Below are 15024 nucleotides of genomic sequence, written 5' to 3'. Positions count from 1 at the left end.
ATCAATAGTTTCTGCTTTTATCCCCAAGCTGTGGATAAAACTTGATAACATTGTGGATTATTTTTCACAGCTTGTGGAAAATTCTTGCTATCTATGGTAAAATAAGTCTAGCATTAAACTTTTAAATAGTAAAGGAGGAGAAAGGATTGAAAGAAAAACAATTTTGGAATCGTATATTAGAATTTGCTCAAGAAAGACTGACTCGATCCATGTATGATTTCTATGCTATTCAAGCTGAACTCATCAAGGTAGAGGAAAATGTTGCCACTATATTTTTACCACGATCTGAAATGGAAATGGTCTGGGAAAAACAACTAAAAGATATTATTGTAGTTGCTGGATTTGAAATTTATGATGCTGAGATAACTCCCCACTATATTTTCATCAAACCTCAATATACTACCGTCTCACAAGTTGAAGAAGCTCCAAATTCAACTCTTTATGACTATAGTCCAAAGTTAGCATCTATTCCTTATTCGGATACTGGATTAAAAGAAAAATATACCTTTGATAATTTTATTCAAGGGGATGGGAATGTTTGGGCAGTATCAGCCGCTTTGGCTGTTTCTGAAGATTTAGCCTTGACCTATAATCCTCTTTTTATCTATGGAGGACCTGGCCTTGGTAAGACTCACTTACTCAATGCAATTGGGAATGAGATTTTGAAAAATATTCCTGATGCGCGTGTTAAGTACATTCCTGCTGAAAGCTTTATAAACGACTTTCTTGAACATCTGAGACTGGGTGAAATGGATAAGTTCAAAAAAACCTACCGTAGCCTCGATCTCTTGTTAATTGATGATATTCAATCGCTGAGTGGAAAAAAAGTTGCAACTCAGGAAGAATTTTTCAATACTTTCAATGTTCTCCATAACAATCAAAAACAAATTGTTCTGACTAGTGATCGTAGCCCTAAACACTTAGAGGGCCTTGAAGAAAGACTTGTCACGCGCTTTAGCTGGGGCTTGACGCAAAACATCACACCACCTGACTTTGAGACACGTATTGCCATTTTACAAAGCAAAACAGAGAATTTAGACTACCATTTCCAAAGTGATACCCTAGAATACCTAGCTGGTCAATTTGATTCAAACGTCCGAGAACTTGAAGGAGCAATAAACGACATCACTTTAATTGCCAGAGTGAAGAAGATTAAGGATATCACTATCGATATCGCTGCAGAAGCTATTAGAGCTCGAAAACAAGATGTTAGCCAAATCCTCGTCATTCCAATTGATAAAATCCAAACTGAAGTAGGGAACTTCTATGGTGTTAGTGTCAAAGAAATGAAGGGAAGCAGACGCCTTCAAAATATTGTTTTGGCCCGTCAAGTAGCCATGTATTTATCTAGAGAATTAACAGATAATAGTCTTCCAAAAATTGGGAAGGAATTTGGTGGAAAAGATCACACAACAGTCATACATGCCCATGCCAAAATTAAATCTTTGATTGATGAAGACGATAATTTACGTTTAGAAATTGAATCCATCAAAAAGAAAATTAAATAACTTGTGGATAACTTTTACTTTATTATCTTTTTTATCCACATTTTTTAAACAAGCCAAAAAACTTGATATGACTTGTTTAAAGTCTGTTTTCCACAGATTTCACAGACCCTATTATTACTATTATCCTTCTAATACTAAAAATAAATAAAGGAGAATCCATGATTCATTTTTCAATTAATAAAAATTTATTTCTACAAGCCTTAAATACTACTAAGAGAGCTATTAGCTCTAAAAATGCCATTCCTATTTTATCAACCGTAAAAATTGACGTAACCAATGAAGGTGTTACTTTAATTGGTTCAAATGGTCAAATTTCAATTGAAAATTTTATTTCTCAAAAAAATGAAGATGCTGGTTTGTTAATTACTTCTTTAGGTTCGATCCTTCTTGAAGCTTCTTTCTTCATCAATGTTGTATCTAGTCTACCTGATGTGACTCTTGATTTTAAAGAAATTGAACAAAATCAAATTGTTTTAACCAGCGGTAAATCAGAAATTACCCTAAAAGGAAAAGATAGTGAACAATATCCACGAATCCAAGAAATTTCAGCAAGCACTCCTTTGGTTCTTGAAACAAAATTACTCAAGAAAATTATCAATGAAACAGCTTTTGCTGCAAGTACACAAGAAAGTCGTCCAATTTTAACAGGTGTTCATTTTGTATTGAGCCAACACAAAGAGTTAAAAACAGTTGCAACAGACTCTCATCGTCTAAGCCAGAAAAAATTGACTCTTGAAAAAAATAGTGATGATTTTGATGTCGTGATTCCTAGCCGTTCTCTACGCGAATTTTCAGCAGTATTTACAGACGATATTGAAACTGTAGAGATTTTCTTTGCCAACAATCAAATCCTCTTTAGAAGCGAAAATATTAGCTTCTATACTCGTTTGTTAGAAGGTAACTATCCTGATACAGATCGCTTGATTCCGACAGACTTTAACACTACTATTACTTTTGATGTGGTAAACTTACGTCAGTCAATGGAGCGTGCTCGCCTTTTATCAAGTGCGACTCAAAATGGTACTGTGAAGCTTGAAATTAAAGGTGGTATTGTTAGCGCCCATGTTCATTCTCCAGAAGTTGGTAAAGTAAACGAAGAAATCGATACTGATCAGGTGACTGGTGAAGATTTGACTATTAGTTTCAACCCAACTTACTTGATTGATTCTCTTAAGGCTTTAAATAGCGAAAAGGTGACCATTAGCTTTATCTCAGCTGTTCGTCCATTTACTCTTGTGCCAGCAGACACTGATGAAGACTTCATGCAGCTCATTACACCAGTTCGTACAAATTAAGTGAAAGAGGTTGAGCCTGGCTCGCCTCTTTTATGATATAATCGAAAAAGAAAAGGAGAGTAGTATGTATCAAGTTGGAAATTTTGTTGAAATGAAAAAACCACATGCTTGCACCATCAAGTCAACAGGTAAAAAGGCCAATCGTTGGGAAATTACACGTGTAGGAGCAGATATCAAAATTAAATGTAGCAATTGTGACCATGTTGTCATGATGGGGCGCTATGATTTTGATCGAAAAATGAATAAAATTATTGACTGAAACCCCTCAGTTAGAGGGTTAGCAAGTTTTCCCTTTTTGTGTTATAATATTAGGGATTGAAATAAAAACGGAGAATGAGAAAATATGGCTTTAACAGCAGGTATCGTTGGTTTGCCAAACGTTGGTAAATCAACACTATTTAATGCAATTACAAAAGCAGGAGCAGAGGCTGCAAACTATCCATTTGCGACGATTGATCCAAACGTTGGAATGGTTGAGGTTCCAGATGAACGCCTACAAAAATTGACTGAAATGATCACTCCTAAAAAGACAGTTCCAACAACATTTGAATTTACAGATATCGCAGGAATTGTAAAAGGAGCTTCAAAAGGAGAAGGGCTAGGGAATAAATTCTTGGCTAATATCCGTGAAGTAGACGCGATTGTTCACGTAGTTCGTGCTTTTGATGATGAAAATGTGATGCGCGAGCAAGGACGTGAAGACGCCTTTGTAGATCCACTTGCAGATATTGATACTATTAACCTGGAGTTGATTCTTGCTGACTTAGAATCAGTTAATAAGCGTTATGCGCGTGTAGAAAAGATGGCACGTACGCAAAAAGATAAAGAATCAGTAGCTGAGTTTAATGTTCTTCAAAAGATTAAACCAGTCCTAGAAGATGGAAAATCAGCTCGAACTATTGAATTTACAGATGAAGAACAAAAAGTTGTCAAAGGTCTCTTCCTTTTGACGACTAAACCAGTGCTCTATGTTGCCAATGTGGATGAGGATGTTGTTTCAGAACCTGACTCTATCGACTATGTTAAACAAATTCGTGAATTCGCAGCGACAGAAAATGCTGAAGTAGTCGTTATTTCTGCGCGTGCTGAGGAAGAAATTTCTGAGTTAGACGAAGAAGATAAGCAAGAGTTTCTTGAAGCACTTGGTTTGACAGAGTCAGGCGTTGACAAGTTGACTCGTGCAGCTTACCACTTACTTGGATTGGGAACTTACTTCACAGCTGGTGAAAAAGAAGTTCGCGCTTGGACCTTTAAACGTGGTATGAAGGCTCCTCAAGCAGCTGGTATTATCCACTCAGACTTTGAAAAAGGATTTATTCGTGCAGTAACTATGTCATATGAGGATCTAGTGAAATACGGATCTGAAAAGGCTGTAAAAGAAGCTGGACGCTTGCGTGAAGAAGGAAAAGAATATATTGTTCAAGATGGCGATATTATGGAATTCCGCTTTAATGTCTAAAAAAAATTAATGAATAGTGTCAATTAGGTTGGAAAAAAATTCCAACCCTTTTGGCTTTTGAAAGGAAAAATAAATGACCAAATTACTTGTAGGATTAGGAAATCCAGGGGATAAATATTTTGAAACAAAACACAATGTTGGTTTTATGTTGATTGACCAACTAGCGAAGAAACAGAATGTCACTTTTACACATGATAAAATATTTCAAGCTGACCTAGCATCCTTTTTCCTAAATGGAGAAAAAATTTATCTTGTCAAACCAACGACATTTATGAATGAAAGTGGAAAAGCGGTTCATGCTTTATTAACTTATTATGGTTTGGATATTGAAGATTTACTCATCATTTACGATGACCTTGACATGGAAGTTGGAAAGATTCGCTTAAGAGCAAAGGGATCCGCAGGTGGTCATAATGGTATCAAGTCTATTATTCAACATATTGGAACCCAGACATTTAATCGTGTTAAGATTGGAATCGGAAGACCTAAAAATGGAATGTCAGTTGTTAACCATGTTTTGAGTAAGTTTGACAAGGATGATTATATTGGTATTTTACAGTCTATTGACAAAGTTGACGATTCTGTAAACTACTATTTACAAGAGAAAAACTTTGAAAAAACGATGCAGAGGTATAACGGATAAATGGTGGCCTTATTAGATTTATTCTCAGAAAATGATCAGATAAAAAAATGGCATCAAAAACTGACAGATAAGAAAAGACAATTAATGTTAGGATTGTCAACTTCTACAAAAGCTTTAGCAATTGCTAGTAGTTTGAGACAGGAAGATAAGATTGTGTTATTGACGTCAACTTATGGAGGAGCAGAAGGACTTGTTAGTGATCTTATATCTGTCTTGGGTGAGGAACTTATCTATCCATTTTTGGTAGATGACTCCCCTATGGTCGAGTTTTTGATGTCTTCACAAGAAAAAATCATTTCACGGGTTGAAGCCTTGCGTTTTTTGACTGATTCATCTAAGAAAGGGATTTTAGTTTGTAATATCGCAGCAAGTCGATTGATTTTACCGTCTCCCAATATATTTAAAGATAGTATTGTAAAAATAACAGTTGGTGAAGAATATGACCAACACGCACTTATCCATCAGTTAAAAGAGATAGGCTATCGAAAAGTTACACAAGTACAAACTCAGGGAGAGTTTAGTATACGAGGAGATATTTTAGATATTTTTGAAATATCCCAGTTAGAACCTTGCCGAATTGAGTTTTTTGGTGATGAAATTGATGGTATTAGGTTATTTGAAGTCGAAACACAATTATCGAAAGAAAATCAGACAGAACTCACTATCTTTCCAGCTAGTGATATGCTTTTGAGAGAAAAGGATTATCAACGAGGACAGTCAGCTTTAGAAAAACAAATTTCAAAAACGTTATCACCGATTTTGAAATCCTATCTAGAAGAAATTCTTTCAAGTTTTTACCAAAAACAAATACATTCAGATTCACGGAAGTTTTTATCTTTGTGCTATGAAAAGACATGGACTGTCTTTGACTATATTGAAAAAGATACCCCAGTATTCTTTGATGATTATCAGAAATTGATGAATCAGTATGAAGTCTTTGAAAGGGAGTTAGCACAATACTTTACAGAAGAATTACAGAACAGTAAAGCATTTTCTGAGATGCAGTATTTTGCAGATACAGAGCAAATCTATAAAAAGCAGAGTCCGGTTACCTTTTTCTCTAATCTGCAAAAGGGGTTAGGCAATCTCAAGTTTGACCAAATTTATCAATTTAATCAATATCCTATGCAGGAGTTTTTCAATCAATTTTCTTTTCTAAAAGAAGAAATTGAGCGATACAAAAAAATGGATTATACTATTATCCTGCAGTCTAGCAATTCAATGGGAAGTAAAACATTGGAGGATGTTTTAGAGGAATACCAGATTAAATTGGATTCTAGAGATAAGTCAAGTGTTTGTAAAGAATCTGTAAACTTAATTGAGGGTAATCTCAGACATGGTTTTCATTTTGTAGATGAAAAGGTTTTATTGATAACTGAACATGAGATTTTTCAAAAGAAATTGAAACGTCGTTTTCGAAGACAACATGTTTCAAACGCAGAGAGATTAAAAGATTACAATGAACTTGAAAAAGGAGATTACGTTGTTCACCATATCCATGGAATTGGTCAATATCTAGGGATTGAAACAATTGAAATCAAAGGGATTCACCGTGATTATGTCAGTGTTCAATACCAAAACGGGGATCAAATCTCTATCCCAGTGGAACAGATTCATCTACTTTCCAAATACGTTTCAAGTGACGGTAAAGCTCCTAAACTCAATAAATTAAATGACGGTCATTTCAAAAAAGCCAAGCAAAAAGTTAAGAACCAGGTAGAGGATATAGCTGACGATTTAATCAAACTTTATTCTGAGCGCAGCCAGTTGAAGGGTTTTGCTTTCTCAGCTGATGATGAGGATCAACATGCTTTTGATGATGCCTTCCCTTATGTTGAAACGGATGATCAACTTCGTAGTGTTGAGGAAATCAAGAGAGATATGCAGGCTTCTCAACCAATGGATCGACTTTTAGTTGGGGATGTTGGTTTTGGAAAGACTGAAGTTGCTATGCGTGCAGCCTTTAAGGCAGTCAATGATCACAAACAGGTTGTCGTTCTAGTTCCGACGACGGTTTTAGCGCAACAGCACTATACGAATTTTAAGGAACGATTCCAAAATTTTGCAGTTAATATTGATGTGTTGAGTCGCTTTAGAAGTAAAAAAGAGCAGACTGAAACACTTGAAAAATTGAAAAAGGGTCAAGTTGATATTCTGATTGGAACACATCGTGTTTTGTCAAAAGATGTTGTGTTTGCTGATTTGGGCTTAATGATTATTGATGAGGAGCAGCGATTTGGTGTCAAGCATAAGGAAACCTTGAAAGAACTGAAAAAACAAGTAGATGTTCTGACCTTGACAGCAACGCCAATTCCTCGTACCCTTCACATGTCTATGCTGGGAATCAGAGATTTGTCTGTTATTGAAACTCCGCCGACTAATCGTTATCCTGTTCAGACCTATGTTTTGGAAAAGAATGATAGTGTGATTCGTGATGCTGTCTTACGTGAAATGGACCGTGGAGGTCAAGTTTACTATCTTTACAATAAAGTTGACACAATTGATCAGAAGGTTTCAGAATTACAGGAGTTGATTCCAGAGGCTTCAATTGGGTATGTTCATGGGCAAATGAGTGAGATTCAGTTAGAAAATACTCTACTAGATTTCATTGAAGGTCAGTATGATATCTTGGTGACAACTACCATTATTGAGACAGGGGTGGACATTCCAAATGCCAATACTTTATTTATTGAAAATGCGGACCATATGGGCTTGTCAACCTTGTATCAGTTAAGAGGAAGAGTTGGTCGTAGTAATCGTATTGCTTATGCTTATCTCATGTATCGTCCGGAAAAATCAATCAGTGAAGTATCTGAAAAGAGATTAGAAGCAATCAAAGGATTTACAGAATTGGGCTCCGGATTTAAGATTGCAATGCGAGATCTTTCGATTCGCGGAGCAGGAAATCTTTTAGGGAAATCCCAGTCTGGTTTCATTGATTCTGTTGGTTTTGAATTGTATTCGCAATTATTGGAGGAAGCTATTGCTAAACGACATGGTAATGGGAACACAAGAACCAAAGGGAATGCTGAGTTGATTTTACAAATTGATGCCTATCTTCCTGATACCTATATTTCTGATCAACGACATAAGATTGAAATTTACAAGAAAATTCGTCAAATTGACAACCGTGCCAACTATGAAGAGTTACAAGAAGAGTTGATGGACCGCTTTGGAGAGTACCCAGACGTGGTAGCCTATCTTTTAGAGATTGGTTTGGTTAAGTCTTATCTTGACAAGGTCTTTGTTCAACGTGTGGAAAGAAAAGATAATAAGATTACAGTACAATTTGAAAAAGTCACTCAGCGATTGTTTTTGGCTCAAGATTATTTTAAATCTTTATCTGCAACGAATTTAAAAGCAGCCATAACTGAGAATAAGGGATTAATGGAAGTTGTATTTGACATCCGAAACAAGAAGGACTATGAAATTTTAGAAGGTCTGCTCATTTTTGGAGAAAGTTTATTAGAGATAAAAGAATCAAAGGAAGCAATTTCCCTTTAACATTTTTCTTCTATAAAAGGGATAAAAATGGTACAATAATAATTTGAGGTAATAAAAATGAGATTAGACAAATATTTAAAAGTATCAAGAATTATCAAGCGTCGTACAGTCGCAAAAGAAGTAGCAGATAAAGGTAGAATCAAGGTAAATGGAATCTTGGCAAAAAGTTCAACGGATTTGAAAGTTAATGACCAAGTTGAAATTCGATTTGGAAATAAGTTGCTACTTGTAAAAGTACTGGAGATGAAAGATAGTACAAAAAAAGAAGATGCAGCAGGCATGTATGAAATTATCAGTGAAACACGGGTAGAAGAAAATGTCTAAAAATATCGTACAATTGAATAATTCTTTTATTCAAAATGAACACCAACGTCGTCGCTATCTGATGAAAGAACGACAAAAACGTAATCGTTTCATGGGTTGGGTTCTTATTTTGATGATTTTATTGTTCATTTTACCAACTTATAATCTTGCTCAAAGTTATCACCAATTACTCCAAAGACGTCAACAGTTATCAGACTTGCAAACTCAGTATCAAACCTTAAGTGAGGAAAAGGAGAAAGAGACAGCTTTTGCTACAAAGTTGAAAGATGAAGATTACGCTGCTAAATACATGCGTGCAAAATATTATTATTCTAAGAATCGGGAAGCTGTTTATACGATTCCTGACTTGCTCCCAAGGTGATAAAATGGAAAATTTATTAGATGTAATAGAGCAATTTTTGAGTCTATCGGATGAAAAACTAGAAGAGTTGGCTGATAAAAATCAATTATTGCGTTTACAAGAAGAAAAGGAAAGGAAGAATGCGTAAGTTCTTAATTATTTTGTTGCTACCGAGTTTTTTGACTATTTCAAAAGTCGTTAGCACAGAAAAAGAAGTCGTCTATACTTCGAAAGAAATTTATTACCTTTCACAATCTGACTTTGGTATTTATTTTAGAGAAAAATTAAGTTCTCCCATGGTTTATGGAGAGGTTCCTGTTTATGCGAATGAAGATTTAGTAGTGGAATCTGGAAAATTGACTCCCCAAACAAGTTTTCAAATAACCGAGTGGCACTTAAATAAACAAGGAATTCCGGTATTTAAGCTATCAAATCATCAATTTATAGCTGCGGACAAACGATTTTTATATGATCAATCAGAGGTAACTCCAACAATAAAAAAAGTATGGTTAGAATCTGATTTTAAACTGTACAATAGTCCTTATGACTTAAAAGAAGTGAAATCATCCTTATCAGCTTATTCGCAAGTATCAATTGATAAGACCATGTTTGTAGAAGGAAGAGAATTTCTACATATTGATCAGGCTGGATGGGTAGCTAAAGAATCAACTTCTGAAGAAGATAATCGGATGAGTAAAGTCCAAGAAATGTTATCGGAAAAATATCAGAAGGATTCATTTTCTATTTATGTTAAGCAACTGACTACTGGAAAAGAAGCTGGTATCAATCAAGATGAAAAGATGTATGCGGCTAGTGTTTTGAAACTCCCTTATCTTTATTATACGCAAGAAAAAATAAATGAAGGTCTTTATCAGTTAGATACGACTGTAAAATACATATCTGCAGTCAATGATTTTCCAGGTTCCTATAAACCAGAAGGAAGTGGTAGTCTTCCTAAAAAAGAGGATAATAAAGAGTATTCTCTAAAGGATTTAATTACGAAAGTATCAAAAGAATCTGATAATGTAGCTCATAATCTATTGGGATATTACATTTCAAACCAATCTGATGCCACATTCAAATCCAAGATGTCTGCTATTATGGGAGATGATTGGGATTCCAAAGAAAAATTGATTTCTTCTAAGATGGCTGGGAAGGTTATGGAGGCAATTTATAATCAAAATGGATTTGTATTGGAGTCTTTGACTAAAACAGATTTTGATAATGAGAGAATTGCCAAAGGTGTTTCTGTTAAAGTAGCTCATAAAATTGGAGATGCGGATGAATTTAAGCATGATACAGGTGTTGTCTATGCAGATTCTCCATTTATTCTTTCTATTTTCACTAAAAATTCTGATTATGATACGATTTCTAAGATAGCCAAAGATGTTTATGAGGTTCTAAAATGAGGGAACAAGATTTTTTAAATCATTTTCTCAAGAAGGGATATTTCAAAAAGCATGCTAAGGTGGTTCTAGCTCTTTCTGGTGGATTAGATTCTATGTTTCTATTTAAGGTGTTATCTACGTATCAAAAAGAGTTAGAAATTGAATTGATTCTAGCTCATGTGAATCATAAGCAGAGAGTAGAATCAGATTGGGAAGAACAGGAATTAAGGAAGTTAGCTGCTGAAGCAGAGCTTCCTATTTATATCAGCAATTTTTCAGGAGAATTTTCAGAAGCGCGTGCACGAAATTTTCGTTATGATTTTTTTCAAGAGGTCATGAAAAAGACAGGTGCGACAGCCTTAGTCACTGCCCACCATGCTGATGATCAGGTGGAAACGATTTTGATGCGCTTGATTCGAGGAACTCGTTTGCGCTATCTATCAGGAATTAAGGAGAAGCAAGTAGTCGGAGAGATAGAAATCATTCGTCCCTTCTTGCATTTTCAGAAAAAAGACTTCCTATCAATTTTTCATTTTGAAGATACATCAAATAAGGAAAATCATTATTTTCGCAATCGTATTCGAAACTCATACTTACCAGAATTAGAAAAAGAAAATCCTAGATTTAGAGATGCAATCTTAAGTATCGGTAATGAAATTTTAGATTATGACTTAGCTATAGCTGAATTATCAAAAAATATTGATGTAGAAAATTTATATCAGCTATTGTCTTACTCTGAGTCGACACAAAGAGTTTTACTTCAAACTTATCTGAATCATTTTCCAGATTTGAATCTTACAAAAGCTCAGTTTGAAGAAGTTAGACAAATTTTAAAAACTAAAAGCCAGTATCGTCATCCGCTTAAAAATGGTTATGAATTAGTAAAAGAGTATCAACAGTTTCGGATTTGTAAAATCAGTCCTCAGTCTGATGAAAAGGAAGATGAACTTGTGTTACACTATCAAAATCAGGTATCTTATCAAGGATATTTATTTTCCTTTGGACTTCCTTTAGATGGTGAATTAATTCAGCAGGTACCTGTTTCACGGGAAACATCAGTACACATTCGTCATCGGAAAACAGGAGATTTTTTGATTCAAAATGGGCATAGAAAAAAACTCAGACGTCTATTTATTGATTTGAAAATCCCTATGGAAAAGCGAAAATCAGCTCTGATTATTGAGCAATTTGGTGAAATTGTCTCAATTTTGGGAATTGCGACCAGTAATTTGAGTAAAAACACGAAAAATGATATAATGAACACTGTACTTTATATAGAAAAAATAGATAGGTAAAAAAATGTTAGAAAACGATATTAAAAAAATCCTCGTTTCACACGATGAAATTACAGAAGCTGCTAAAAAATTAGGTGCTCAACTCACTAAAGACTATGCAGGAAAAAATCCAATTTTAGTTGGAATTTTAAAAGGATCTATTCCTTTTATGGCTGAATTGGTCAAACATATTGATACACATATTGAAATGGACTTCATGATGGTTTCTAGCTACCATGGTGGGACAGCAAGTAGTGGTGTCATCAATATAAAGCAAGATGTGACTCAAGATATCAAAGGAAGACATGTTCTATTTGTAGAAGATATCATCGATACAGGTCAAACTTTGAAGAATTTGCGAGATATGTTTATTGCAAGAGATGCAGCTTCTGTTAACATTGCCACCTTGTTGGATAAACCAGAAGGACGTGTTGTAGAAATTGAGGCAGACTATACCTGCTTTACTATCCCAAATGAGTTTGTAGTAGGTTATGGTTTAGACTACAAAGAAAATTATCGTAACCTTCCTTATGTTGGAGTATTGAAAGAAGAAGTGTATTCAAATTAGAAAGAACAATTTTTAATGAAAAAACAAAATAATGGTTTAATTAAAAATCCTTTTCTATGGTTATTACTTATTTTTTTCCTAGTTACAGGTTACCAGTATTTTAGTACAGGTAGTGTTGCAGGGAAAAGTGAGCAAATTAATTATACAGAATTGGTAAAAGAAATTACCGATGACAATGTAAAAGAATTGACTTACCAACCAAATGGTAGTGTTATCGAAGTTTCGGGTGTATATAAAAATCCTAAAACAAGTAAAGAAGAAACAGGAATTCAGTTCTTTTCTCCTTCTGCCATAACAGTAGAGAAATTTTCAAGTATTATTCTTCCTTCAGATACTACAGTATCCGAATTGCAAAAACTTGCTTCTGACCATAAAGCGGAAGTAACTGTTAAGCATGAAAGTTCAAGTGGTATGTGGATTAATATTCTTGTATCCATTGTGCCATTCGGTATTCTTTTCTTCTTCCTATTCTCTATGATGGGAAATATGGGAGGAAATAATAGTCGTAACCCAATGAGTTTTGGACGTAGCAAGGCTAAAGCTGCAAATAAAGAAGATATTAAAGTAAGATTTTCAGATGTTGCTGGAGCTGAGGAAGAAAAACAAGAATTAGTTGAAGTCGTTGAATTCTTAAAAGATCCAAAACGATTTACAAAACTTGGAGCCCGTATTCCAGCAGGTGTTCTTTTGGAGGGACCTCCGGGAACAGGTAAAACTTTGCTTGCTAAGGCAGTAGCCGGAGAAGCAGGTGTTCCATTCTTTAGTATCTCAGGTTCTGACTTTGTAGAAATGTTTGTCGGAGTTGGAGCTAGTCGTGTTCGTTCTCTTTTTGAAGATGCAAAAAAAGCAGCACCAGCTATTATCTTTATTGATGAAATTGATGCTGTTGGACGTCAACGTGGAGTCGGTCTCGGCGGAGGTAATGACGAACGTGAACAAACCTTGAACCAACTTTTGATTGAGATGGATGGTTTTGAGGGTAATGAAGGGATTATTGTCATCGCTGCGACAAACCGTTCAGATGTACTTGACCCTGCCCTTTTGCGTCCAGGACGTTTTGATAGAAAAGTATTGGTTGGCCGTCCTGATGTTAAAGGTCGTGAAGCAATCTTGAAAGTTCATGCTAAGAACAAGCCTTTAGCAGAAGATGTTGATTTGAAATTAGTAGCTCAACAAACTCCAGGTTTTGTTGGTGCTGATTTAGAGAATGTATTGAATGAAGCGGCTCTAGTTGCTGCTCGTCGCAATAAATCGATAATTGATGCTTCTGATATTGATGAAGCAGAAGATAGAGTTATTGCTGGACCTTCTAAGAAAGATAAGACAGTTTCACAAAAAGAACGTGAATTGGTTGCTTACCATGAGGCAGGACATACCATTGTTGGTCTAGTCTTATCGAATGCCCGTGTTGTTCATAAGGTTACAATTGTACCAAGAGGTCGTGCAGGTGGTTACATGATTGCACTTCCTAAGGAAGATCAAATGCTTCTATCTAAAGAAGATATGAAAGAGCAATTGGCTGGCTTGATGGGTGGACGTGTAGCTGAAGAAATTATCTTTAACGTCCAAACTACAGGAGCTTCAAACGACTTTGAACAAGCGACACAAATGGCGCGTGCAATGGTTACAGAGTACGGGATGAGTGAAAAACTTGGTCCAGTTCAATATGAAGGAAATCATGCCATGTTTGGTGCACAAAGTCCTCAAAAATCAATTTCAGAACAAACAGCTTATGAAATTGACGAAGAGGTTCGTTCATTATTGAATGAAGCACGAAATAAAGCTGCTGAAATTATTCAGTCAAATCGTGAAACTCACAAGTTGATTGCAGAAGCATTATTGAAATACGAAACGTTGGATAGTACACAAATTAAATCTCTTTACGAAACAGGAAAGATGCCTGAAACAGTAGAAGAGGAATCTCATGCACTATCTTATGATGAAGTAAAGTCAAAAATGAATGACGAAAAATAACCCAAAGAGAGGCGTATCCTCTCTTTTTTGTGCAGTTGAGGAGGTAAAGGGTGCAGAATGGATGAAATGAACCCAATTAGCTTTTAGATTTGTTAAACTGTATCTAGAAAGGGGAAGATTATGCTTAAAGAATTGTATAAAGAAGTCCAAGGAATTGTATATAAGTGTAGAAATGAATATTACCTTCATTTATGGGAGCTATCGGATTGGGATCAAGAGGGAATGATCTGCTTACATGAATTAATCAGTAGAGAAGAAGGTTTGGTAGAAGATATCCCTCGTTTAAGGAAATATTTCAAAACCAAGTTCCGAAATCGAATTTTAGACTATATCCGTAAACAAGAAAGTCAAAAACGTAGATATGATAAAGAACCTTATGAAGAAGTGGGTGAAATTAGTCATCGTATAAGCGAGGGAGGTCTCTGGCTGGATGATTACTATCTCTTTCATGAAACACTAAGAGATTATAGAAACAAACAAAGTAAAGAGCAACAAGAAGAGTTAGAACGCGTCTTAAGAAATGAATGTTTCCGAGGACGTCAAAGAGTGTTAAGAGACTTACGTATTGTGTTTAAAGAGTTTGATATCCGAACCCGGTAGGAAGCTATGCAAAAAAAATGAAAAAAATTAGAAAAAGATGTTGACAAAAAAGAAAAAGCCGGTATAATAGTAAGAGTTGAAAATAACAACTCAGGTCCGTTGGTCAAGGGGTTAAGACACCGCCTTTTCACGGCGGTAACACGGGTT

General features: G+C 35.3%; 14 protein-coding genes. All 14 read left to right on the top strand.

What is annotated here, in order from left to right:
• Positions 1-146: 146 nt before the first annotated feature.
• Positions 147-1508 (top strand): chromosomal replication initiator protein DnaA, encoded by a 1362-nt coding sequence (dnaA, locus tag L0P31_RS04720; protein ID WP_238095990.1) that lies wholly within the window; start codon positions 147-149, stop codon positions 1506-1508.
• 158 nt (positions 1509-1666) lie between these two features.
• Positions 1667-2803, top strand: a complete 1137-nt coding sequence (dnaN, locus tag L0P31_RS04715) for a DNA polymerase III subunit beta (RefSeq protein ID WP_000581174.1) — start codon at positions 1667-1669, stop codon at positions 2801-2803.
• 64 nt (positions 2804-2867) lie between these two features.
• Complete coding sequence (locus tag L0P31_RS04710; protein WP_000285186.1) at positions 2868-3062, top strand: DUF951 domain-containing protein; 195 nt, start codon at positions 2868-2870, stop codon at positions 3060-3062.
• A gap of 84 nt (positions 3063-3146) precedes the next feature.
• Complete coding sequence (gene ychF / locus L0P31_RS04705) at positions 3147-4262, top strand: redox-regulated ATPase YchF (protein ID WP_001218713.1); 1116 nt, start codon at positions 3147-3149, stop codon at positions 4260-4262.
• A 73-nt stretch (positions 4263-4335) separates the two neighbouring features.
• The gene (gene pth, locus L0P31_RS04700; protein ID WP_004255263.1) at positions 4336-4905 is read left to right on the top strand and encodes an aminoacyl-tRNA hydrolase; all 570 of its coding nucleotides are present in this window, start codon (positions 4336-4338) and stop codon (positions 4903-4905) included.
• Positions 4906-8409, top strand: a complete 3504-nt coding sequence (gene mfd, locus L0P31_RS04695) for a transcription-repair coupling factor (RefSeq protein WP_238095988.1) — start codon at positions 4906-4908, stop codon at positions 8407-8409.
• Positions 8410-8466: 57 nt separating this feature from the next.
• A complete protein-coding gene (locus L0P31_RS04690) occupies positions 8467-8733 on the top strand; it encodes an RNA-binding S4 domain-containing protein (RefSeq protein WP_001234978.1) in 267 nt (88 codons plus the stop codon).
• On the top strand, positions 8726-9094 hold the full coding sequence (locus tag L0P31_RS04685) for a septum formation initiator family protein (RefSeq protein ID WP_000041905.1): 369 nt from the start codon (positions 8726-8728) through the stop codon (positions 9092-9094). The genes L0P31_RS04690 and L0P31_RS04685 overlap by 8 nt, the downstream gene beginning before the upstream one ends.
• Positions 9095-9098: 4 nt before the next feature.
• Positions 9099-9221: an SP_0009 family protein gene (locus L0P31_RS09365; protein ID WP_000429334.1), complete on the top strand. Its 123-nt coding sequence runs from the start codon at positions 9099-9101 to the stop codon at positions 9219-9221.
• Positions 9214-10482 carry a serine hydrolase gene (locus L0P31_RS04680; protein WP_004255257.1) on the top strand — a complete coding sequence of 423 codons (1269 nt, stop codon included), beginning with the start codon at positions 9214-9216 and terminating at the stop codon, positions 10480-10482. Before L0P31_RS09365 ends, L0P31_RS04680 begins: the two co-directional genes overlap by 8 nt.
• Positions 10479-11756: a tRNA lysidine(34) synthetase TilS gene (gene tilS, locus L0P31_RS04675; RefSeq protein WP_001209052.1), complete on the top strand. Its 1278-nt coding sequence runs from the start codon at positions 10479-10481 to the stop codon at positions 11754-11756. Before L0P31_RS04680 ends, tilS begins: the two co-directional genes overlap by 4 nt.
• Positions 11757-11760: 4 nt before the next feature.
• Positions 11761-12303 (top strand): hypoxanthine phosphoribosyltransferase, encoded by a 543-nt coding sequence (gene hpt, locus L0P31_RS04670; RefSeq protein ID WP_000892172.1) that lies wholly within the window; start codon positions 11761-11763, stop codon positions 12301-12303.
• A 15-nt stretch (positions 12304-12318) separates the two neighbouring features.
• Complete coding sequence (ftsH, locus tag L0P31_RS04665; protein WP_238095985.1) at positions 12319-14277, top strand: ATP-dependent zinc metalloprotease FtsH; 1959 nt, start codon at positions 12319-12321, stop codon at positions 14275-14277.
• A gap of 120 nt (positions 14278-14397) precedes the next feature.
• Positions 14398-14877, top strand: coding sequence for a sigma-70 RNA polymerase sigma factor region 4 domain-containing protein (locus L0P31_RS04660; RefSeq protein WP_238095983.1), 480 nt, complete (start codon positions 14398-14400; stop codon positions 14875-14877).
• Positions 14878-15024: the final 147 nt, after the last annotated feature.

This window comes from Streptococcus mitis (assembly GCF_022137125.1).
GTDB classification, from domain to species: Bacteria; Bacillota; Bacilli; order Lactobacillales; family Streptococcaceae; genus Streptococcus; species Streptococcus mitis_CE.
The sequence above is the reverse complement of the archived record's forward strand: the minus strand, read 5'-3'. Positions and strand labels throughout refer to the sequence as shown.